14 protein-coding genes and 1 pseudogene are annotated in these 22,336 nt (G+C 55.3%); 9 read left to right on the top strand and 6 right to left on the bottom strand.

The window, feature by feature from the left end; translation table 11 throughout:
- Positions 1-57: 57 nt before the first annotated feature.
- Positions 58-1,200, bottom strand: coding sequence for a 3-dehydroquinate synthase (gene aroB / locus LEP6406_RS0216250; protein WP_008313928.1), 1,143 nt, complete (start codon positions 1,198-1,200; stop codon positions 58-60).
- A 323-nt stretch (positions 1,201-1,523) separates the two neighbouring features.
- Between aroB and LEP6406_RS28475 the strand changes: the two genes are divergently transcribed.
- The 5 genes from LEP6406_RS28475 to LEP6406_RS0216225 all read left to right on the top strand — a co-directional run bounded on the left by LEP6406_RS28475 (position 1,524) and on the right by LEP6406_RS0216225 (position 6,588).
- Positions 1,524-2,540 (top strand): hypothetical protein, encoded by a 1,017-nt coding sequence (locus tag LEP6406_RS28475; RefSeq protein ID WP_008313927.1) that lies wholly within the window; start codon positions 1,524-1,526, stop codon positions 2,538-2,540.
- A gap of 42 nt (positions 2,541-2,582) precedes the next feature.
- Positions 2,583-3,647, top strand: coding sequence for a M42 family metallopeptidase (locus LEP6406_RS0216240; RefSeq protein WP_008313926.1), 1,065 nt, complete (start codon positions 2,583-2,585; stop codon positions 3,645-3,647).
- Between the two features lie 828 nt (positions 3,648-4,475).
- Positions 4,476-4,967 carry a CBS domain-containing protein gene (locus LEP6406_RS0216235; RefSeq protein ID WP_008313925.1) on the top strand — a complete coding sequence of 164 codons (492 nt, stop codon included), beginning with the start codon at positions 4,476-4,478 and terminating at the stop codon, positions 4,965-4,967.
- A 124-nt stretch (positions 4,968-5,091) separates the two neighbouring features.
- Positions 5,092-5,754, top strand: a complete 663-nt coding sequence (gene nblB / locus LEP6406_RS0216230; protein WP_008313924.1) for a phycobilisome degradation protein NblB — start codon at positions 5,092-5,094, stop codon at positions 5,752-5,754.
- Positions 5,755-6,225: 471 nt separating this feature from the next.
- Positions 6,226-6,588: an ATP-binding protein gene (locus LEP6406_RS0216225; RefSeq protein WP_263971188.1), complete on the top strand. Its 363-nt coding sequence runs from the start codon at positions 6,226-6,228 to the stop codon at positions 6,586-6,588.
- 97 nt (positions 6,589-6,685) lie between these two features.
- Here LEP6406_RS0216225 and LEP6406_RS0216220 read toward each other — a convergent pair whose 3' ends face one another.
- Both LEP6406_RS0216220 and LEP6406_RS34880 read right to left on the bottom strand, forming a co-directional pair.
- A complete protein-coding gene (locus tag LEP6406_RS0216220; RefSeq protein ID WP_263971256.1) occupies positions 6,686-8,584 on the bottom strand; it encodes a CHAT domain-containing protein in 1,899 nt (632 codons plus the stop codon).
- 45 nt (positions 8,585-8,629) lie between these two features.
- Positions 8,630-9,385 (bottom strand): annotated as a pseudogene (locus LEP6406_RS34880) (tetratricopeptide repeat protein); the annotation flags it as partial.
- On the opposite strand from LEP6406_RS34880, the gene LEP6406_RS33370 reads away from it, so the two are divergent.
- Entirely contained in the window at positions 9,270-9,593 is a 324-nt protein-coding gene (locus LEP6406_RS33370; protein WP_225886716.1) for a hypothetical protein, read from the top strand. The pseudogene LEP6406_RS34880 and the gene LEP6406_RS33370 overlap by 116 nt on opposite strands.
- An 831-nt stretch (positions 9,594-10,424) precedes the next feature.
- Here LEP6406_RS33370 and LEP6406_RS0216215 read toward each other — a convergent pair.
- The gene (locus LEP6406_RS0216215; protein WP_008313915.1) at positions 10,425-11,450 is read right to left on the bottom strand and encodes a chlorophyll a/b binding light-harvesting protein; all 1,026 of its coding nucleotides are present in this window, start codon (positions 11,448-11,450) and stop codon (positions 10,425-10,427) included.
- Between the two features lie 775 nt (positions 11,451-12,225).
- Here LEP6406_RS0216215 and LEP6406_RS0216210 point away from each other — a divergent pair.
- Both LEP6406_RS0216210 and LEP6406_RS0216205 read left to right on the top strand, forming a co-directional pair.
- A complete protein-coding gene (locus tag LEP6406_RS0216210) occupies positions 12,226-13,488 on the top strand; it encodes an ABC transporter substrate-binding protein (RefSeq protein WP_225886557.1) in 1,263 nt (420 codons plus the stop codon).
- A gap of 203 nt (positions 13,489-13,691) precedes the next feature.
- Positions 13,692-14,867: a ferrochelatase gene (locus tag LEP6406_RS0216205; RefSeq protein ID WP_036028512.1), complete on the top strand. Its 1,176-nt coding sequence runs from the start codon at positions 13,692-13,694 to the stop codon at positions 14,865-14,867.
- A 102-nt stretch (positions 14,868-14,969) separates the two neighbouring features.
- On the opposite strand, the gene LEP6406_RS28470 is transcribed toward LEP6406_RS0216205, so the two are convergent.
- Positions 14,970-15,158, bottom strand: coding sequence for a hypothetical protein (locus LEP6406_RS28470; protein WP_008313910.1), 189 nt, complete (start codon positions 15,156-15,158; stop codon positions 14,970-14,972).
- A 546-nt stretch (positions 15,159-15,704) separates the two neighbouring features.
- On the opposite strand from LEP6406_RS28470, the gene LEP6406_RS28465 reads away from it, so the two are divergent.
- Positions 15,705-18,797, top strand: a complete 3,093-nt coding sequence (locus LEP6406_RS28465; RefSeq protein ID WP_008313906.1) for a CHAT domain-containing tetratricopeptide repeat protein — start codon at positions 15,705-15,707, stop codon at positions 18,795-18,797.
- 151 nt (positions 18,798-18,948) lie between these two features.
- On the opposite strand, the gene LEP6406_RS0216190 is transcribed toward LEP6406_RS28465, so the two are convergent.
- A complete protein-coding gene (locus tag LEP6406_RS0216190) occupies positions 18,949-22,188 on the bottom strand; it encodes a glycoside hydrolase family 15 protein (RefSeq protein WP_008313904.1) in 3,240 nt (1,079 codons plus the stop codon).
- Positions 22,189-22,336: the final 148 nt, after the last annotated feature.

Below are 22,336 nucleotides of genomic sequence, written 5' to 3'. Positions count from 1 at the left end.
CGGAAAAAGGTTGGCAGATATTGCGAGCTGAGCACTGCTCGCCCCTATCTTAGCCCCCTAACCCTGGGCTCCTAGGGCCGTCAGCACGGGGTAAAGATCGTCGTGGCTGACCTGATCGGTAATGGTGACTCGGCCCAATGCCTCCGGCAGAATGAAGCGGACTCGGCCATCCTGCACTTTTTTATCCCCCTGGAGTAGGGAAATTAGGTTTTCGGCCTCTAGTCCGGCGGGGATGCGGGTAGGCAGGCGGGTTTTGGTCAATAGCGCCTGCTGGCGAGCAGCTTCGGACGGATGCCAAAGGGAACGGGCAAGGGTTTCTGAATGGCCTTGGGCCATCGCTATTGCCGCCGCCGCTGCCATGCCAATGGACACCGCCTCCCCATGGTTGACGCCGCGATAGTGGGTGGCGCTCTCTACGGCATGGCCGATGGTGTGACCGTAGTTGAGAATGGCCCGTAGTCCCCCTTCCTTTTCGTCCTGGGCCACTACCTCCGCTTTGGCTTGGGCGGATCGGGTGAGGATGATGTGCAGCAATTCTTCTGGAATGTAGCGGTAGTGATCCAGTCGGGTTGCTGCCTCCAGCGCCTCAAATAGCTCCGGATCCCAAATCACCCCGTACTTGATCACCTCCGCCATCCCGGCGCGAAACTCCCGCGCTGGTAGGGTTTTGAGTACATTGGGATCGATCACCACTAATTGGGGCTGATGGAAGGCCCCGATCAGGTTTTTGCCCTGAGGATGGTTGACCCCGGTTTTACCGCCAATCGCCGCATCCACCATGGCCAGTAGGGAGGTGGGTACTTGGACCACGGCGATACCCCGCAACCATGTAGCGGCGGCGAAGCCTGTCATGTCTCCAATCACTCCGCCTCCCAAGGCTACCAAGGCGGAGCCGCGCTCCAGTTGATGGGCTTGGGCGGCATCGTAGATTTTCTCTAGCGATCGCAGATTTTTGTACCGCTCTCCAGCGGGCAGAATGCAGGTACTGACCCGATAGCCCCCCTGGGTTAGGGCGGCCACGGCGCGATCGCCATAGTGTTTGAAGATGACTGGATTGGACACCAGCAAAAGTTTCTGCCCCGGCTTAATCAGGGGTCGCTCCCGATTTGCCAACCAGGAGCCTAGGTGGTCCAGCCCACTAGGGGCAATCACAATATCATAGGCGCGGTCGGACAGCGGAACGGAGATGACCGATTTCATGGACTCTCAGGGAAGCAAATAGGAATACCAACTACCTCCAGCCTACTTTCTAGAGGCCCATAGTCCAGACATGAATCCCAGCAATGGGTAACCTTGAGTTGTACGGCAACAGGATATCAACGTAATTCGGGACAATATTGGTACCAAGGAATTTAGGAGTCAGGAGTCAGTACTCAGTACTCTCCTAGCTCCTGAACTCCTGGTTGCTGACTCCTCCCCAGGAGAGTGGTCCCGCTTTGAGTTGAGACCCCGGCAACACTAGGGGGCAATGCCCGTCGGGAAATACAGTTGAGAACGCCTAAGTTATGAGGTCTATTTCTTCTATGCAAATTTTGAGACAAAGTTTTTTTACTGTGCTAACGCCCGGAGCCTTGGCCCTGGCAATCTCGGCCTGTGGGTCTACCGCAGTGTCTTCTCATACCACTCCGGCGGCCTCCTCTCCCGAGAACACCTCGACGGCCCAACAATTCTCTGAGGATCTTGAAACAAAAGCCATTGCCTGTACCCCTTGGTCGTCCTACCAAGCCTACGCGACCAATAGCGACGAATACGGTACCTATGACACAGATGTTCTACACCTGCTGCAAATGCCCTCCGGCTTTCAGAACGGCTGCCTTTTCAAGGCTGGGTTTAGCCTCAGCACCCCCATCTACATCCTCCGAGATGGTCTCAGCCTAGAGCAGGTGATCTCTGCTGGTGCCGCCGACGTCAGCGACTATGATGGCCCCATTCCCTGGCCTGAAGGTCAAGATGTGGACCACGAAACCCTGGATAATCTGATCGCCCAAGGGGATCTCCTGGTGTATTACCAAGCCTGCACGACGACGGGCGGCTACCAGGAGAATTGTGAAGGGTTCCCGGAAGACAGTCCCTACCTGCTCAAGGATGACACCGTTTGCCTGCGGGGAAACTGCCTCCAGGGGATCAACATTCCCAGCCAGCAACTCCTAGCGCTGTGGGATGGGGCTCCGGAATCGGCCCTAGCCTCGGAACAAGTCGCTGCCCGCAGCCAGTACGAGCAGATTCCCCTCAATACTCTGGACGTCCCATTGCCCCTGATCGGTCGCAATCCCGAGGCCATTGCCCTGGAACTTTTTGGGCGCACGACCCTGGGGGAGGGGCAACAGCCCACAACGGTCACAAGCGACGGCTACGATGACAACTATCCCGTGGTGATCCTGACCAATCGAGGGGAGGCTGATGACTCCGTTGGTGGCCATCGCTATCGCCTGGAATTCGAGTCTTTCGACAACGATCAGGTGAAGCTGATCTGGGTGGGTCAGCAGCGATTCTGCATTCGCCGCAATCCCCCGGTATGGACCACGGAATTGTGTCCCTAGATATCCCTCACCTAGGGACATCCCTAGAAGATTATGCTGCCGATGACTTCAGATCGTCATAGTTCGCTGTTTAATGCGATCGCAGATCTCGTCATGTGCCATTCCCCCAGCGGCGTGGAACAGGAGGTAAATCGCTACCTTCTGGATCGTCTCCAAACCCTGGGGGTCGAGCATTGGCAAGATGAAGCCGACAACATTATTGCCCGCATCCCAGGGGATCAAGCAGAGGGTGCAACGGTCCCCAACCGGCCTGGGGCCATCGCCATCACCGCCCACAAGGACGAAATCGGCGGCATTGTCAAAGGTCTTAGTCCCCAGGGCCGAGTGGAGGTGCGTAAATTGGGAGGCTCCTTTCCCTGGGTCTATGGGGAAGGGGTTGTGGACCTACTGGGGGATCACCACACCCTCAGCGGTATTCTTTCCTTTGGGTCACGCCACGTTTCCCACGAGTCGCCTCAGAAGGCCCAGCAGGAAGGCAAAGCGGTGCAGTGGGAAACCGCCTGGGTGGAAACCAAAAGCACCCCAGAAACCCTTGCCGCCGCTGGCATTCGTCCCGGCACCCGGATGGTGGTGGGCAAACACCGTAAACGTCCCTTTGCCCTGGGGGACTACATCGCCAGCTACACGCTGGATAACAAAGCTTCCATCGCCATTCTCTTAGCCCTAGCAGAGCGGGTACAGCGGGCAGCAGTCCCGGTTTACCTTGTCTTTTCTGCCAAGGAGGAAGTGGGAGCGGTGGGAGCTCTCTACTTCAGCCAGCGCCACAAACTTTCAGAGTTGATTGCCCTAGAGATTTGTCCCCTCTCGCGAGAATACCCCATCCAGTCGGGGCCGATCCCGGTGCTGTTGGCCGAGGATGGCTATGGCCTGTACGACGAAACCCTAACCCAGAAACTGGCCCAAGCCGCTAACCAGCGCCAGATTCCAGTCCAAATCGCCACCATTACGAGCTTCGGCAGTGATGGCTCCATTGCCATGAAATTTGGCCATGTGCCTCGGGCCGCCTGCCTCAGTTTCCCCACAGACAATACCCACGGCTACGAAATTGCCCACCTCAGCGCCATCGACCGCTGCATCGACATTCTGGAACAGTACATATCAACGTAATGACACTGCGGCGAACAAGGGCATTGCCCACTGTATACCAAGTCCAGAAGTGGAGTTTCCCCACCGGAAAACTCCACTTCTGGACTTGGGCAAGGTTTAGATCAGCATCCCGCACAAAAATTCGTCCCCCTCACTGTTGCTACCCCGCGCCGGAATGGAATTCCGCCGCTCATAGCTACTGTCCTCTTACAGACCTGAGTTCGACTTAAGCTTCGCTGCCCATCCGCCAGGGAATAAATTGCCCTGGCTCACAGCAGAAGTCCGTTAAAACGGACTAGCCCCCCTATCTCCAGCCCAGCTCCCAGTCCATTTTTAATGGCCATTAAAAATGAACTAGAGCCTGTTAGCCGGGAATTTTGAATTCTCGGCGGGGTGACAGCGCTGATACCGAATTGACGTTTTTAGCCCTCTACTCCTTGTCGAACTCAGGTCTGAAAGAGGACTTCTGAGGGGTATCAACTCAAAGCGGGACAAATCTCGTGGGGAGGAGTTAGGAGCCAGAATCTAGGAGAGTACTGACTTCTGACTCCTGAATTCCTCGGAGCCCATATTGTCTCGGCTTACGTTGATGCCCCTTCTGAGCATGGAATTCTCTTTAGAGAACGGCAGCGATTAGCCCGGTCATTTTCATGCCGGGGGATTGGGGACTGTAACGACCTGTGAAACCCTCTCAGCAGGCCCTCCTCAGTTTCCTAAAATGAAGAGAGATGCGGGATCAGCGCTTCAGCCTGGGATCTAGACCTAGGGCCAGTGATCTTTTAAGGACTCCACCCCGGCTCCCTAGCCTCGACTCAGTTCTGCCCCGCCCATACCTAAGGGAGAAATCAGATGCCTAGAACGGTCGCCGATGTGATGACCCGTGACCCGATCACTGTCGGCTCCAATGCCCTACTCCAGGAGGCCATCCAGATTATGGCGGATCAGCGGATCAGCGGGCTTCCCGTGATCTCAGCGGAGGGTAGCCTAGTGGGAATCCTGTCAGAAACGGACCTGATGTGGCAGGCGACAGGCGCACCGCTGCCGGCCTATGTCATGCTCCTAGACAGCGTGATTTACCTTAAGAATCCCACCCGCTTCAACCAAGAACTGCACAAGGCTCTGGGGCAAACCGTAGCCGAGGTGATGTCCGATCACCCTGTAGTCACCACCCAACCCGAGGCTTCCCTCCGCGCTGCTGCCCAACTCATGCACGATAAGCAGGTGCGCCGCCTGCCGGTGTTGGACGACAGCGGTAGCCTAGTGGGCATCCTCACCCGAGGAGACATTGTGCGGGAGATGGCGCGGAGCTATAGCGACTCGGTGGCAGAGACCAGTCCGTAGTCGGATCAATCCGGTTCGGTTGGCACCGCTTGGGCTTGGTTCCCATGGGTTCTGATGCCCCCTTTGATCTCGTCCCCGCCATAGCCGATAGTGATACATACCGCGTTGTAATGAAGGACACGGAATGACCCCCACGCCTGAGAGCGTCAAGCAACTGCTGGAATCATCGGATTTTGGCGATCGTCTACGGGCGATTAACCAAATTCGGGATCTCGATCCCGCGATCGCATTTGAATTGCTCCAGATCGCCGCTGCGGACAGCAATGTCCGAGTGCGCTATGCAGCCCTGAGCCAGTTCACCAGCCTGGGCCGCCAAGATCTCCCAACAGCCCTTGCCATCCTGCGGACCGCTCTGTTGAGCGATCCAGAACCCGATGCTCAAGCAGCGGCAGCAGATGCCATTGGAGCCTTGCAGCTTACCGAAGCCTTTGACGATCTCCAGAAGGTTTACGAAGAAAGCCAGGAATGGCTGGTGCAGTTCAGCATTATTGCCGCCCTAGGAGAATTGGGGGAAATGCGAGCCTTTGATCTCCTGCAAACTGCCCTCCAGTCCCAGAACGAACTCATCGCCACCGCCGCCATCGGCTCCCTAGGAGAACTGGGAGATCCCCGCGCCCTGCCCCTACTGCTGCCCTACCTGGATGCCGATAACTGGCAGGTGCGCCATCGCCTAGTCCAAGCCCTAGCCCACTTTGATGAACCCGAGGCAGAAGCTGCCTTGCAAAAGCTGAGCCAAGATACCGCCGCCATCGTGGCCGATAACGCTAAACATTATCTTGCCCTCTAGCGCGATTTCTCCCCAGATTGGGTGCGGTGCCCCGCCAGAAAAATTCAAGCTTGATTTGGCGGTGTCAGCAGGTTTGGTATACTGGGTATAGTCGGAAAGCTTAAGCACCCTCTGATTGCTCCTCTGGGGTTTTGAGGGCTTAACGACAATAATCAGGGGCTATCCAGAGCTACCTTGGGCATATCCGAGAGCCAAAACTGTCTTAAAAACAAAGCCTTAGCTCTTTAAGGCTTGTCTCGTCCCTCATTAACAAACCCGTTCTACCCATACTTTCTTACATTAATTCTTTGACTGCGGATTACCCAGGTGTTGTCTAACGGCACAGGCTTCTACGCCTAGGCTCTGGATGTTTAGAAGACCAATTCCTTCGGGGGATATCTGGTGGTAGCTATCTCTATGCCCTCCACATCACAGAAGTGGGGCAGCCTAAGCTTTGTCTCTACATTGTACTTGTGCCCGATCTTAGATCGATTGCTGAGCAATGTTCCGCGCCGCTGGCGAGCAGAACTGCGCCTAGGGCTCCAAGAAGCCCTTGTCAATGCGGTCAAGCATGGCAATCAACTAGATACCCAAAAGGTAATCTGCGTTCACTATACAGTCACCGCTGGTCAGTATTGGTGGATTATCGTTGATCAAGGCAAAGGATTTGACGCTCCCTGTGGTTGCCCTGAGCCCAACCCTGAAATTACAAGCCCTTCTGAAGTCGGGGAATGTGGGCGAGGACTATATATCTTGCACCAAATCTTTGACGAGGTTCGGTGGGACCGCAATGGTCGTGAACTGCACCTCTGCAAGCAAGCCCGTCGCTGGTTTGGCATTCCCCTAGTCAGCTAGCCCCTTGTAGACGGTTACACCATGCTACTGATTTTAGTGTAGCGACAGCGGTGGGCGATGGCCCTCTGGGCCGGTCTGTAGACTATCGCTCCCACTGCTACAGACCATTGCCGATGAGAATAAATGGTGCCCAGTGGTAGGGATGGCCATACCCCCCCGGAATAGGACTCACAGCCCGTCCCGATGTCGAAATAACTTCAATACTCCCCCGGCTCAGGTTCAGGCGATCGCCCAAGGCTACCAAATCTTCCCCCCGCAGCAGACTCAACTGAGCCTGCCGCAACGCCTCCGCCTTGGTCAGTTCCCCCGTCGCCAGCAAGGTATAGAACCGCTGCATCAACACACTGGTGCTGGTATCGTTGACCGACCACAGGGAGGCAATCACCGTATCCGCCCGCCCCGGCTGCAAAAAGTAGGAGCTGATCCCAGCGATTTCAGCCCCATCCCCGGCGACTCCCCCCAGGGCGGTCTGGCAGGCAGACAGTACCACCAAATGCAGGTCTGCCAACAGATGCTCCCGCACCTCAATATCCGCTACCGCTAGACGACTACCATCCCCCAGCAAAATGTAGGAGTCCCGCGATCTCCCCGGCACAAAGGCGGCGTGGGTGGCAATGTGCAACACTCGATGGCCCAACAGGTTGCGCTCCAGTGCCTCTAGGGTAAAGTCCCCATCCAGAAACACGCTGCCGGGGAAAATTCCCTGCTCAGCCCCGACCCGCACAATACCGCTCAACTCTTCCCGCACCGCTGGCAAGGGGTTAAAGCCGGGGAAGGCTTGGGTCAAGCCTAGCCCTAGGACGGGCGCGTCCTCCACCGCCCCGATGCGGTTGGTGGTGTTGGTCACCGCTGGGGAGAGGACGGTGGAGAGGGTGTAGCGCTCTAGTAGGTAGCGTTCCCCATCGAAGAGGACGGCCATGGGGATGTAGCGGGTGACGCGATCGTTGACGAAGATCAGCTTTTCAATACCATTCGCTGCCAGTGGCGCTTCCAGGGGCCGCACTAGCCAGTCATAGAGTCGCTGGCTAGCGGCTTGCAGTTCCTCCAGATCGCCCCCCCGCGTCAGCCGTTCTCCCAATTGCTGCACGGCACGGGACAGTTCTGCCTGGGACACGGCCACTTCTACGGTGCCCACTGCGCCGGGGGTGGCCCATAGCAGCCAGAGTTTGTCTTCGGTGACGAAGGGGTAGATCAGCACGGAGTTGGGGTTGGCGGCGAGGAGGGCGCGAGCATCGCTGCTGAGGCGGCGGGGGTCTTGAAAGACTTCATCATCTCGCCGCTGACTTCCTACCTGCGCTTGGAAGGTGGCGATTTGGTCTCGATATTGGGTGTTGAGGGCGGTGAGTTGTTGCTCTAGCTCATTACGCCGGGGGCAGTTGGTGCGCCGACAGGTCGAGACCTGTTGACCAAAGGCGATCAGGTCGCCGTGGGCATCGGCGATGGGTTGTTCGGCTTCGGTGTAGGCCAGGGCGCTGCCTGTCCACACGGCGCGGGTATTGGTGAACTCCCGCAGTTCTTCCAGTTGCAGCAGGTCAAGCACCTGCTGCGCTTCGGGAATGCGACCTTGGGCAAGGAGCAGATCGGCAAGGCGGCGATAGTCGTCTGCGACGGTATCGGTGAAAGACGTTCTCAGGCCAGAATCTAAGTTGCGAATATCTTCTCGGATAGATTCCCGCACTGCCACCGAAGCTTTGAGGAAAGTGATAGCCAGTGCTGGCTGCTGCTGCGACTCGAATATTTGCGCGATAGAACTTAGGGTTCTTCCTTCACCCCAACGGTTATTCAATCCCCGTTGAATCGATAAACATTCGGTCAAGTAATTGAGAGCAGCTTGATAGTCACCAAGGGCGGTATAGGCATTGCCTATATCGCCAAGTGCATAAGCCTCTCCCCTAGTATCGTTAATATCTCGGTGAATCTCTAATGCCTGCCTAGAGTAATTAATTGCGGTTTGGTATTCACCTAGCTCAGCATAGGCAAAACCCAATCCATTCAAAGCATTGGCCTCTTGCCTGGGATTAGATGATGATTGAGAGATATCTAACTGCCTCCGAAAAAAATCAATAGAAAGATTTATTTGATCCAAATCAATATAAACCCAACCCAATCCGATCAGTATGTTTGACAGTCCATTTTTATTATTATTTTCCTCAAATATTATCAATGCATTCTGATAGAGTTCCAACGCCTTCTGAAAATCTCCAAGGCTATGATACGTCCAACCCAGAGCATATAAAATACTGGCGGATCTGTTTTCATCTCCTATTTCATGACTGATATTAAGTGAATTATTAAAGTAATCTAGTGCTAATTCGTACTGAGCTTGAAAAGCATAGGCCCAGCCCAGTGAGAACAGTGTGCTGCCTTCCCCAGCACGATTCCCAATCTCTCTGTGAATTGCTATTTCCTGCTCGTAAAATCTAATGGCTTCTGAGTATTCCTGTAGCTCAAGATGAGCATTACCCAAATTCCCCAGGGCATGCCCTTCACCCCGGCGATTTCCCTGGGCACGATACAGGTCTAACGCCTGCTGCCAGGATGCCAGGGCTTCTCGAAACTGGCTGCGGTTGAAATGCTGGATGCCTTGTTGTAAAAGGCGATCGGCTTCCGATAATCGGGCAGTTTCAGCCAGAGTTTGAGGCTGGGTAGGGGCGAGGGGCAGTTGGGTAGGGAAAGGCTCTATGCCTGGGGGTGTCGCTGTTGGGATGGGACTCAAGTCAGAGAGCGGCCACAGTTTTCCTGGGGCGCTCTGGGTAGGGATGACTGGCTGTCGTCTCGCCGCTACGGCTCCCTCCACCGCCGATAGCCCCAGCGCTGTCGCCACCATCAGCCCTACCCATGGGCTACCCTTTGCCATGGCTCCTTGCCTCCAGAATTATCCAGTCAGTTTAAGCGCTATCCCCAATCCCCCGCCCTTGGCTCCCAGCCGGAAGCAGAGCCTCGGTGGTGGTGCCCAGGCGGAGCTGGGGGTACCGGGGATAGGGGATTTACCTAGGAGTCTATAGCGCTGGGTGGGGAGAGCTTATGCAGTGTCAGGAAAAAATCTGATTTCTGGGGTGAGTGGGTGGACAGGTGTCAGAGGCAAGGTTTTTGGACAACTCAATAGGACCATTCTCTGAGGCTCCCTGGTATCCTCTCCATACCATCGTGCCGATAGGGCTCATCAATGGTTGGGCACGGCTTACGGGCGTTGCTTAGCCCGGTTATGATTTGCCTCTCAGCACCCAATTCTGGGGGAGCCAGAGTCTTCAAAGTCCCCCGGAGTTGGGGAATTTAGGGGGCCACGCGGGGGGGGCTTTTGAAGGTTCATTCCTCAATTCAGCAACGTCCAGGACTTACGCAGAACAGCAAGCTGCCTTCTACCTTGGTGTGCCAGAGATGTCTTGTAAGTCCCCGAATATCATTTGCCGACGCAGGTGTATGAGCTTACTTCGAGAAAGCCGCCTTGGCTTTTCTGGACGCACTCGAACAGCAGCCAATTCATAATCACAGCAGTGAATCGCCTCCTCTGAAAATGCTGCGTAGGGATGCACAGGACATTTGAGATAGAGACTACCTGTGTAGTATTGGCAGCGATGACAGGGAATCTGATGCAGTCGTTTAAGCCGCTGTAACCCGTCCCGAACAGCCAGTAAAAGGGCCAGAAAGAAAAATAGCAGCACAGCCCAAATTAGGCAGGGAAACAACAACGGCAGGAGACTATTGAATTCTTGCGTTAAAAACTTTAAAAACATGGGCAATGATCCATAGGAATGGAAAAACCATAGGAATGGAAAAAGGGGCTGAGGGGCAAAGACCTCTAGCCCCAATTCGAGGAGAGTACGACAACAACAGATTTAGGATTCAGCCACGCTTAAGGCTTGCTCCACCCGGCGAAAATCAAATCCCATGGCGCGCAGGGCGTGCCATAAATGACCCTGGAGAAAGAAGAAGGCTAAGAAGAAGTGGGCATTGGCCAGCCAACAACGGGAGGTGTGGGCTCCGAGGGGCAAGGTCACCGTATCGGCAAAGTAAGGGGCAACGCCCAACTTCACCTCTAGCGGCGGGCCATAGAATTCCACTGGGTAGGCCAGGGTATTGACTGCGCAGAAGTAGGCAGCAACAAAGCCCGCGAGGGCAATGCCCCCCAGGGAATAGGACAAAATGGCTTCGCCGGAAAAGCTAAGAACCTTTTTGGCCCAGGGTAGCGGCGGCACCAGAATGTGCCAAACACCCCCACCAATCAGCAGTAGGCCCACAAAAACATGACCCCCAACCAGATCTTCCAAACTGTTGATGCTGGCAAAGTGGGTTTGGTAGCCATAGATCACCAGGGGATCGAGGGTCGGCTGCACCGTGCGGACGGTTTGGCTCACTGAGTCATAGAGCCCTCCCCAGAGGGTGGCCTTTGCCACCAACAGCAGGGCTCCTGCCCCCAAGAACAGCAGGTGATGGCCCAAAATCATCCCCAATTGGGCTGGATTTTCCCATTCAAAGTGGAACATCCGGGCTCGCCCTGAAGCGGCCTTGAGATCCGGCGGAGCCTTGAAGGCATGGAACAGGGCACCCGCCCCCAGCACTGCTGAGGAAATCAGATGTATTACACCAACGACGAAATAGGGATAGGTATCCACCACTTGGCCACCGTCCCCCAGGCCCCAGCCCAGGGTGGCTAGGTGGGGTAACAAAATCAGGCCCTGTTCTCCCATGGGGATACTGGGGTCGTACCAGGACAGCTCAAATAGGGTGAATGAACCGGCCCATAGGGTGATTAGGGCAGCTTGGGCCACGTGGGCGGCAATGAATAACCCAGACATCTCCGCAAAACGGGCATTGCCCGCCCACCAGTCATAGGTTACGTCTGCACTGTCATAGGTCTGCATAAGGCTTTAGTTCTCCATTGAGGATAGGGACTAGCCCCTGAGGTCTTATTGAGTTTATTTCTCAATAGTATGAGTTCACCATAGGTTGGAATTATTCTCAATAGAAGGGGGATTAACTTTTGTTTACCTTGGGGTGCACTTTGGTATTCACCTTGGGGTGCACTTTGGCTTTGTCGCTGTGACCGTTATGATCTGGTGAGTGGACGCAATGAGCCTTGGACATTGGGTTGACTTGAGTAAGCCTTTGTTTTCAGGAGGTCTGGAGGCAATCTAGGGTGATTTCATCCCAGCTTAGGAGAAGCTCTGGGCTTGGCAACGATGATGGCAACTGGGTCTAGGGCTTAGGGCACGATGGTCTCCGACCGGCCTTTGGTTGTCGCGATTTCCCTTAATTTCCTATCTATTTTTTGGCTATGCTATTGAGATAAGTTCCTGTCTTTCTGATGCTTGGCTCGCCCTGTGGAACTCGGTTTGTGTAGGGATTAGCCAGGGATTGTCCGGCAGGGCGGGCCAAGTGCTCTAGGATGTGCTCATATATCAGCGCTTCCATATCAGTGCTTTGGGTATCAGAACCTCGGGACTGCCAGGATGGGGCGTAATCCGTGATCACCGCTGGGAAACTCTAGGGCTAAAACCTTCTGTTTCTTCTTGGCAGGTGACTCAGGGCGTATGCGATCGCAGTTATCAGTTCACCCGCTGATCGCGGGGCTCACGCTACGGCATTTCCATGAAACCTCCAGTGCGGTGGCCCTCAAGGGCAAGGCTTAGACCATGGTTGATTTTCGGGCTGATCACCCTAGTGTCGGCGCTGCTGGGGCTGGTTAGTTGTCAGTCCACCCTCGACCGGCCCCCGGACCCTGTCACCCACCTGACCCTGTGGCAGGGCATTGGCCCGCCCCCCAATCGGGATGTTTTTGATGCCCTCGTTCAGCGTTTCAACGACAGCCACCCTGATATCCAGGTGGAGTCTCTCTACGTCGGCCACCCCGATCAGCAAATCCCCAAAATCCTCACCGCCATCGTCGGCAACGCTGCCCCCGATATTCTCTGGTACTCCCCCACCCTGACTGGGCAACTGGTGGAGTTAGAAGCGCTGGAACCCCTAGAGGACTGGCTGAACCAGTCGCCGATCCAAGCGCAACTGGACCCAGCCCTCCTTGAAACCATGGCCTTTGAGGATCACCTGTGGTCTATTCCCTTTGGGGCCAACAATACCGCCGTGTTTTACCGTCCCAGCTTGTTTCAGCAGGCGGGCATTGCGACGCCCCCCCGCACCTGGGAGGAACTGCGTCAGGTGGCCCGTGCCCTGACCCAAGACACCAATGGTGATGGTCGGGTTGACCAGCACGGTATGTTTCTTTCTCTGGGTAAAGGGGAGTGGAATGTCTTTGTGTGGCTGCCCTTCGTCTACAGTGCTGGGGGTTGGCTCCAGCGAGAGGGGCGGGCAGATCTGGTTAATCCCGGCGCGATCGCAGCCCTTGAATTTGCCCAAACCTTGGTTCAGGACGGTTCCGTTCTCCTGTCGCCCCCCGAGCGAGGCTTTGAAGTAGATAACTTCCTCACGGGCAAGGTGGCCATGCAGATCACCGGACCCTGGACCCTGGCTCAGATGCAGGGGGCGGGAATTGATTTCGATGTCTTTCCCCTACCCCAGGATCAGCAGCCTGCCACTGTTCTGGGGGGCGAAAACTTTTTTCTCTGCCGCACCAGTCCCAAGAAGCGCCAAGCCGCTCTGGAATTTCTGGCCTATATCCTCAGCCCCGAGTTTCAACTGGATTGGGCTACCCAAACCGGGTTTTTGCCCGTGAATCTAGCGGTGCGGGAAAGCCCTGCCTATCAAGCCTTTTTGGCGGAAAATCCCCTGCTACGGGTCTTTATAGACCAAATGGCGGCGGCGCGATCGCGGCCCTTGGTCCCCGGCTATGCCTACCTGTCGGAAAACTTTGGGCGAGCCATGGAGGCCACCCTCTTGGGGGAAGACCCTGAAACCGCCCTAGCTCAAGCCCAAACCCGACTGGACCTCATTTTTTCTCCCTAGAGGCCCTTAATATCTGCCCGTATCTGCATTTGGGGAAATATCTCTTTCAGGAGGATTTTCTTAAGATCCCCCTCAGGGGGATCTTGCTACCCTGAAGGTGAGGGCAATTGCTGAACCCATTTTCCAGTGCCATGACCGCAGACATCCCGGCACATATTGCAGCATCTCTCAGCAAGTATTACCGCCACTACCCAGCTAGGTTTATGACAGTCACCACCGACACCACCCGACCCTCCCCAACCACCGCCCCCCAAACCGCCCCCAGAGTCGCGGTGCTGCTCATGGGCTACGGCGAAGTCGAGAGCTACGACGACTTCGCCAACTACAACGAACAAGCCCTCAACCTCCTCACCGCAAAATTTGCCCCGGTGCCCCTGTGGCTCTATCCCCCTTTAGCAAAGCTGCTGGCCATCTTTGATCGCCACGAATGGGACCACCAGCACGGCCATTTTATTTCTCCCCACAACGCCATTTTTGAGGAGCAGCGAGCGGGGATTGAGGCGGAACTACAGAAACGCTGGGGTGATCGGGTCCAGGTGTTCAAAGCCTTTAACTTCTGCGCTCCCCATCTCCCGGATCAGGTTCTAGAGGAAATCCGAGCCCAGGGCTTCGATCGGATTTTGATCTATCCCCTGCTGGTGGTGGATTCCATCTTTACCAGCGGCATCGCCGTAGAGCAGGTCAACCAAGCCCTGTCCACCTACCCTGGAGCCAATGCCACGGAGCATTGGCTCCAGGGTAGCCGCTACATTCCCTCCTTCTTTGATCGGCCAGAGTATATTGATCTGCTGGCGAATTTGGTGACGGAAAAAATCCAGTCGGACCTCGCCGTCGCCCACCTTGCCCCCCAAACGGCTATCGTGCTCATGAACCACGGCTGTCCCCACAAGGCCAAGGGCTTTACCTCCGGCATTGACGAGAGCCAAGCCCTCTATGAACGGGTCCGCGAACGGTTGATCAACCGCTATCCCCTAATTTCTGTGGGCTGGCTCAACCACGACACGCCCCTGATCGACTGGACTCAGCCCAATGCCACCCTGGCGGCCCAGAATTTGATTGGCTTGGGGGCCACGGCGCTGGTGTTTATGCCCATCGGCTTTGCCACGGAAAACCACGAAACCCTGCTGGATGTGGAACACATCATCGGCTCTCTACGCCGCCAGCATCCCGAAGTGACCTATGTGCAGATGCCCTGTGTGAATGCCCATCCCCAATTTATGAAGATGGCGGCGGACTGGGCCGATCCCCAGATTGCGGATCTGCTGGAGGCAGATGCGATCGCAGTTAATCCAACCATGGCGGTGGCCCAGGCCCAGGGCTTCAAAAGCCACAGCCATGACCACGACCACCATCACCATCACGACCACCACCACCACTAAATAAGGGACTCGCAGGAAAATAACGTACCCGCTCCGCTGATCAGGTTTTCTCCCTCCGGGAGAAAACCTGGCCACTGGGTACACTATTAACCCGCACATCCCTTAGTGCTGTAGGCTCTGTTGAAAGGTGCGGATGGCGTCAACATGCTTGGCCATGTTGACGCAGGTGAGTAATTGGGGCGCGTCTAATTGGGGCAGGAGTTGGGTGGTTAAGGTGGGTGCATAGACGACATCAGCCCCTTCCGTTCTGAGCCAGTAAATTGCGAGTTGGCTGTCTTCCCAAAACCACACCTCTGGGATGCCTAGCCGTCGATAGGCTTCTAATTTATTGAGGCCACTTTATTGAGGCCACCGCTGGTAATCACCACCTCGATGCGTCTACCAGGATGGGGGTGTTGGGCTGGTTCAGCGTGACGGCCATGGTTGCAGGTCAACTAAAGCGATCGCTCACCTTTGATTCTAGAGGAAGGATTCCTCAGGGCGTTGCCGCTACACTAGTACTCTGCGGCGGAAATACCCTGACCGTTCTATCGTGCTACACTCGGCCCCTCACCCTAGCCCTCTCCCCTTGGGAGAGGGGACCGGACAATGTTGAGCTGGCGCGGCAATAGTGGACTGATTTACGCCCTGCGGTACTAGGTGGACATCGCCTATGTTGTTGCCCTGACGGGATAGAAGGACGCTGCTGCATAAACGGCCTCTCGTTACCCACAACGGCCAGGATTTTGACTGGATCTTGGACCTTGCCATCATCGATCCCATTGCGTCCCTTGAATAAGCTGGGCGGGATCAGAACTATAAAGGAGTAGCACTGCCTGTTACCCCTGGAGGTACCCCATGAGACGAGTTACTCAGTTACTGAGCCTGATGGTTGCGACCGCGATCGCAACACTGCCTTTGAGCCAAACCGTCAGCCTTGCTCAAAAGCCTATTGAACTGGAGTCTCTGGAGTCTGGGTCAGTCAAACAGGCCCAGACATCTCCCAACATCGTCTCAGACTTATCAGATTGGGATACCACATCTATCCAGCCATTGCCGCTACCGTCACCAAGTCTGGCTCAACAGGTTGACACCAGGCAACTAGAAGCGATTCAACTTCTTAGTCAAGCAGAGCAACTGTCTAGTCGTGGAGAACTGGAAGCCGCTATTGCCCTTTGGGAACAAGCATTGGCACTGTTCCGGGCAGCAGGAGATCGTCATACCGAAGCTCAAATTCTAGGGGTTATTGGTGGTGCCTATAAGGATCTTGGGCAGTATGAGCAAGCCATTGCCCTACATCAGCAGGCGCTGGCGATCGCCATCGAACTCAATGACCTGACCCAACAAGCAAGGGCTCTTAACAACTTGGGCGTGGCCTACCGCAGATCGGGTGAGCCTCAGATGGCAATTGACGCTTTACAGTCTTCTCTAACGCTTGCCCGCCGAACAGAAGACATTAGCAGACAGTTAAACGCTCTCAGCAACCTGGGTAATACCTACAGGGATGTTGAAGATTATCAACAAGCCATCAATGTCCATGAAGAGGCACTCTCCATTGCCCAGCAAAATAACAGAAGAGAATCTTATCGGATTACCGTAGACCTAGCATCTTCTTACAATCAAGCAGGAATAGCTGCCATTGAAAACGGCAACTATCAGCAAGCGATCAATCTTTTACAAAGAAGTCTAGATTTATCTCTAAACACCCCACATCAAAATCCAGAGGATTTTGATGTGTTTAATGCTCTAAACAGCCTGGGAATTGCCTATCGGAATTTAGGATACTATCAACAAGCCCTCAATTTGTTTCAACAAAGTATTGACATTGCCAGAAACAATGGCGATCAATTCAACGAAAGTATTGCTATTGGAGGTCTTAGCAGTACCTATGGAGACTTAGGCAATCTTCAACTCAGCCTTGAGCTACAAAAACAATCTTTAAGTCTTCTGCAAGAGGCTGTCGCTGAACTGTCAGCAAGCGGAGATCTCAGCGATGCGGAGCTGATATACCTTAGGCGCTCTGAAGGTCGAGCCTTAGGTAATTTGGGTGCTGTCTATCTGGGGCTGGGAGACTATCAACAGGCAACTGAACTCTATGAACAACGTTTGGCTATTGCTCGTGAACTCAATGATTCCCGGGGGGCAATCTTTGCATTAAATGCCTTGGGCGATATTGAACGAAGTCTAGGATACCTTGCAGTTAATCGCTTCGATGGTGGGCGTGCGGGTACTCGCCACGAAGAAGCCCTAGAGATCGCAAGAAGCCTCAACAATCCCTTATTGCTAGCACAGACCCTAGTTCAACACAGTGCAAGCCTATCTTTTTTCCAAACTTCAGGTGTTTCTTCAACAAGAATTGAATATCTTGAGGAAGCCTTAGAAATTTATAGAGCAAATGGAATTCGTAGCTCAGAGGCTAATGTACTGATGCTTCTAGGTAGAGCCCATCTATCAAACGATCAGCCTCAACGGGCAGAAAGCCGTCTCATGGAAGCTATCCAAATTTTGAATGATATTCTTGTCAATGTTTCAGGAGACGCTGACAAAATCTCACTTTTTGAAACTCAACTCAATACATTCGCTCTGTTACAGCAGGCTTTGGCTGATCAGAATGATTTCGAGCGTTCTTTAGTAGTGGCAGAGCAGGGGAGAGCACGGGCGCTCGTTACACTTCTATCCCAGAAAGCTAGCAATACAGCGGCAGAACTATCGAGCAGTCCTGCGGTTGATATAGAAGCTATCAAGCAGACGGCACAACAGACAAACTCAACCCTTGTGGCCTATTCCATCATTCGCGATGTGGATGCCTACTATGAACTGAACCGTCGCTTCGGTTGGCATCCTCAGTCTGGCTACAGCTTCAATTCCAGCCTTTACATCTGGGTCGTCTCCCCCGATGGCAACGTTACCTTTCGTCAACAACCCCTCACCGATATTGACCTCACCGCCCTCGTCACCGATACCCGTGACGCTATTGGTGTGCGGGGAGCCCCAGCAAGCGTGGAAGTAGTCATGACACAAAATCCAGTGACCCTAACTGAGCGACGGGCACAGGCTGGGGCTAAGTTGCAGCAACTCCATGAACTGCTGATTGAACCCATTGCCGATCTGCTTCCCGATGACCCAGAGCAGACAGTTGCTTTCATTCCCCAGGGACAACTCTTCCTGGTACCTTTCCCGGCACTGCGGGATGCGGATGGGCGCTATTTGATTGAGAATCACACGATCATTACCGCCCCGTCAATTCAAGTCTTGCAACTGACCCATACCCTAGCCAGTGAAAACAGGCTCCCTGCTCTGCGGGCAGAACGGCCCTTGATTGTGGGCGATCCCACCATGCCCCAGGTAACCTTCTTTTCGGAATCCGGCGTGTTTGAGTCGGTGCAGTTGGCTCCCCTTTATGGGGCGCGGCGGGAAGCGGAGGCAGTGGCAGGCTTCTTGGGTACCACAGCGCTGACGGACGATCAGGCAACGGAATCGCGGGTGAAACAACAGATGCCCCAGGCGGATGTGATTCATTTGGCGACCCATGGATTGTTGGAGTATGGCGATCCCAGAGAAACAGGAACGCGGGATGTGCCCGGTGCGATCGCCCTAGCTCCTGGCAATGGCGAAGATGGCTTGCTGACCTCTGCCGAAATTCTACAACTGAACCTGCGGGCCAGTTTGGTGGTGCTGAGTGCCTGTGATACGGGGCGGGGGCGGCTAACGGGCGATGGGGTGATTGGCTTATCCCGCGCCTTCATTGCGGCTGGGGTACCCAGTGTGGTGGTATCCCTGTGGGCAGTACCCGATGCACCAACGGCAGACTTGATGACCGTGTTTTACCGTCAGTTGAGCCAGGGCGAAAGTAAGGCCCAAGCCCTGCGGCAAGCCATGTTGGTCACGATGCAGAGCCATCCCGATCCGAGGAACTGGGCCGCATTTACATTGATTGGCGCTACGGAATAGGGAGGGCAGCAACGAGGCAGCCGTTGGTTGCAGGCGGCTCCTTGACTCACCCCTACTATTGGGCATCGTTTATTTTGATTGGTAATGGGCTGTAGAGAAAGGGCACAGAAACTGGGGTTCTGTGCCGGGTTAGCAAATTTCCCTCTCTGGGTTAGGCGACCTCAGCAGAGTTGTTGTCTCCGGTCTCCTCCGCCAGCTCCACGAGGAACTGGAGTGCCTTGGCAATATAGAGAGCGCAGTCCTCTGGCGATCGCTGATAAAAGGCAGACCACGCTGCCGCCTTTTGGGACTCGTAGCGACCAATGCGGTCGGGGTGATCCTCCACCCAGGCCAGACGCACAGCATGGCCCGTCAGCACATCTAGCACGATGTAGCTCTCAAACTGGAGGTCAGGATTGCCCTTGAAAATCGCCGCTAGCTCCCGCAGAGCCTCCACCGTCAGATGGCGATATTCAGGGGCGTGAATTTTATTCAACAAATGCTCCAGACGGCGGGCGAAATTGTCTTCCCCTGGAGTCATTTCTGCCAAAACGCGATCGCTGTCGATGCGATTACGGCGATCTAGCTTGTCCCCAATCACAATGCCCTGACAATGGCTCAGCAATAGCCAGACATCCTGGTAAAAGTCCTCCGGCAGGCGGGTAAGTTCACCATCGATCTGGCGCTTGCGCCACCAGTCCCCATCCTCGGGAGCCTTATCCAGGGGTTGGGCCACCACCCCCCAAGTGATGGGAGCCTTGGCCTTAGCCTGGAGCGATTCCTGCTTAAATAGGGTGCGATTCAGACCGCTGTAGCCCGCCAGCACTTGGCGCAGTCGGGTTTTCACCGCATGGGGACTGAGGGCCGTGAGGCGATCGTAGGCTTCGTCCCGAGGGATGCCCTGCTCCCGCGCTAGTTCCCCCGTCAGCAACAGAATTAAATAGCCTACCCGGAGGGTCAGCAACCCCTTGAACAGTTCCGGCTCTGACTTGATCAGCACACTCAGATAGACAAGGATCTCCTGGGTCAAAGGGCGATCGCGTTCATCGTCACTACAAAAGGCGTTGATCTTATGAATAATCTCCGAGTGGGGCATGGGATCCCGAATTAGGGAGTTTTCGGTGTAGGCTTTGCCCACAGTGACCTGCTTTTGGCGCACTACCAACTCCGTCACCGCATCCGACAAATTCACATCCATCTTGCCCAGCAGCCCCGCCGCCCGTCGCACCACGAGCCACAACTCCAGCCTACTGGCCTTGATGTACACCTCCTCCAGTAGATCCGCCACCGTCACGGTCCGCTCTGGCTGACCGTAGCCCGCATCAAAATCTAGGCCCTCTAAGGCATGGAGACGAGCGAGGATTTCGATTTGTTTGTAGAGGTTATCCGACGCCCGCAGGCTACTGACGAGGTCAGCGGTTTCCTCTCCCTCGATCTGAAATACCTGCCACACATTGAGGGGCTGGGCCTGTTCCGGCACCATCGCCAGAAAGGAGGAAATCCAGGGGATGTAACGGGGTTGGACCGCACTAAAGGCGTATTGACCGATATCGTCAATTCGCTCGGTGCCCGCCGTCAGTAGCAACTGGTACAGTGGCCCCAGCACCACGGGGACATTGCCACAGTAGCCCGCCTTCAGTTCCTGGATGAGTTTCAGCAGGGGGGACCCATGGATGGGGCGATGGCCCAGCTCAAAAAGTTCATGGGTCAGCAGTAGGGTCACGGTGGGGCGACCGGGGGCATTCCAGTGGTAGTGGATATAGGCCAGTTCGCTGCGGATCTGGGCTACTAGAAAGTGGTAGTCCAGGGTGATGTAGAACTTTTGGGCATCTAGGAAGGAGGGCAAAAACACTACGTTTTCCCCAGCGATGCGAAAGACGCGGGAGGTGGTGAGGCTGCGGAGACGGCGAATGGGGCGTCCACTCAGGTTGAGTTTGGCGTTGTAGCCAATGTGGGCATAGACGCCGGAGAGTTCTCCCGAGGGCTGGATCCGCACGGGCTCTAGCTGCTCTGGAATCTGGGTTTCAATGCCGTAGGTGGCGAGTTCCTGTTGCAAGCCAGCGTTTTCCGCCACAAGCGCAATCTGGACAATGGACTGGCGCACCTGGCCCACCCGGTGGTGACGACCAAGGGGATCAATGTCTTGGGGGGTGAGCAGCCCATCGGCGATCATTTGCCCCAGGAGATAGAGGCTCTGTGCCCAGACTAGGGGGGTATTTTCGTTGGGCAGGCGTTCTTGGCTATGGGGTTTGGCCCGCTCTGCCGCGATCGCAGTTTCCGGCACATAGTACAGCTCCGGTAGCAGGGCAAAGCCACCCTCGTGGACGGCGATGGCCTCTAGGCGCTCTTGGTAAAATGCGATCGCACTTTGGTCCCGACGAAACAGCGCATCCAGATAGAGGTAGGCAAAGAACAACGGCCACTCACACTCAATATGCTCAAAGCGCAGCAGTTCCTCCGGCTCATAGTGGAGCCGAGTCGTATCCTCCACCGCCACCTGGTGACCATCCCGCAAAAATCGCTTGCAGCCGTAACGCCCCTGGAGCTTGTCCACAATCTTTTCGCGGGTGCGCTGCACCAGATCCCCATTCTCAATGGCAAAAGCGGGATAGCCAATCACACTCAGCACCGCCGCATCCACCTCCTTCGACCCCGACTCACGGGGCAGCAAGGATTCCAACGTAATGCGGGCACGGGAAATCTCATCCGGCAGTACATGGATCACCGAAGACTGCCCCCCGCGAATGCCGAACAGGTTCAACCCATCCATCGCCTCTAGAGCCGCCTTAGCCATGCCCACGGAACTAGCATTCAGCTCCGGCTTCCCATGGTTGAGCTTATTGCCCCGCTCCCAGATGCCATAGTCCGGCGTGCGGTAGGCCCGACCAATGTAATAGACCAGATTTTGGATAAACTTCACCTCATCCTGGGTGAAGATAATTTGCAGCCCCGAAGCAATCATCTGGGCCAGCATCAGCAAAAAGACAGCGGTGGCATCAATCTGCAAATGGCCCCACTCATCATCCCCCACCACCGGGGCTCCGGTAGCGGTGTCGTACTTGGCGTGAAGGGACGCCAGAGGTTCCTGGTTTTCCTTGAACCGCTCCACCTTATGGGCCTGCTGCATCATGGCAAACAGGAGCCCCCGCATCAGCTTCACCACGCTTTGCTCTAGCTCGTAGGTGTGGCCGGTGGTTTCATCTCCCTTGCGGTAGGCCAGAGCCAATCCCCATACCGCTAGGATGCTATAGACGTTATCCCGCACCCAGGCATCGGTGTAGTCGCCGTGGACGGTGATAGCGGTACTGGCGGGCAGCAGACCACTGACGGGATGCTGCCGCGCCAAGATTACAGCCTTGACCTGCTGATAGTAGTGATTGAGGCGATCCGTGGAAATTAGCGCAGTACCCATAAACGGGGCGGTATATCCATTAAGGAATGTTTAAAAGCCTACCGGAAATTGGAGGGCTGGGATAGTCCCAGATTCAGATGTGGTTGAATCTGGCTGGAAGCCGTTTACCAAGGGCTACGTCTATTTCTATAGACCTGTTGTGAAATAG

Origin of the sequence: Leptolyngbya sp. PCC 6406 (genome assembly GCF_000332095.2) — a bacterium.
Taxonomy (GTDB): Bacteria; Cyanobacteriota; Cyanobacteriia; order Phormidesmidales; family Phormidesmidaceae; genus PCC-6406.
The sequence above is the reverse complement of the archived record's forward strand: the minus strand, read 5'-3'. Positions and strand labels throughout refer to the sequence as shown.

What these genes read in the sequence shown, in the direction of transcription:
- aroB (WP_008313928.1), bottom strand. Translation starts at nt 1,200, where the DNA reads ATGAAATCGGTCATCTCCGTTCCGCTGTCCGACCGCGCCTATGATATT.
- LEP6406_RS28475 (WP_008313927.1), top strand. Translation starts at nt 1,524, where the DNA reads ATGCAAATTTTGAGACAAAGTTTTTTTACTGTGCTAACGCCCGGAGCC.
- LEP6406_RS0216240 (WP_008313926.1), top strand. Translation starts at nt 2,583, where the DNA reads ATGACTTCAGATCGTCATAGTTCGCTGTTTAATGCGATCGCAGATCTC.
- LEP6406_RS0216235 (WP_008313925.1), top strand. Translation starts at nt 4,476, where the DNA reads ATGCCTAGAACGGTCGCCGATGTGATGACCCGTGACCCGATCACTGTC.
- nblB (WP_008313924.1), top strand. Translation starts at nt 5,092, where the DNA reads ATGACCCCCACGCCTGAGAGCGTCAAGCAACTGCTGGAATCATCGGAT.
- LEP6406_RS33370 (WP_225886716.1), top strand. Translation starts at nt 9,270, where the DNA reads ATGCCTGGGGGTGTCGCTGTTGGGATGGGACTCAAGTCAGAGAGCGGC.
- LEP6406_RS0216215 (WP_008313915.1), bottom strand. Translation starts at nt 11,450, where the DNA reads ATGCAGACCTATGACAGTGCAGACGTAACCTATGACTGGTGGGCGGGC.
- LEP6406_RS0216205 (WP_036028512.1), top strand. Translation starts at nt 13,692, where the DNA reads ATGACAGTCACCACCGACACCACCCGACCCTCCCCAACCACCGCCCCC.
- LEP6406_RS28465 (WP_008313906.1), top strand. Translation starts at nt 15,705, where the DNA reads ATGAGACGAGTTACTCAGTTACTGAGCCTGATGGTTGCGACCGCGATC.
- LEP6406_RS0216190 (WP_008313904.1), bottom strand. Translation starts at nt 22,188, where the DNA reads ATGGGTACTGCGCTAATTTCCACGGATCGCCTCAATCACTACTATCAG.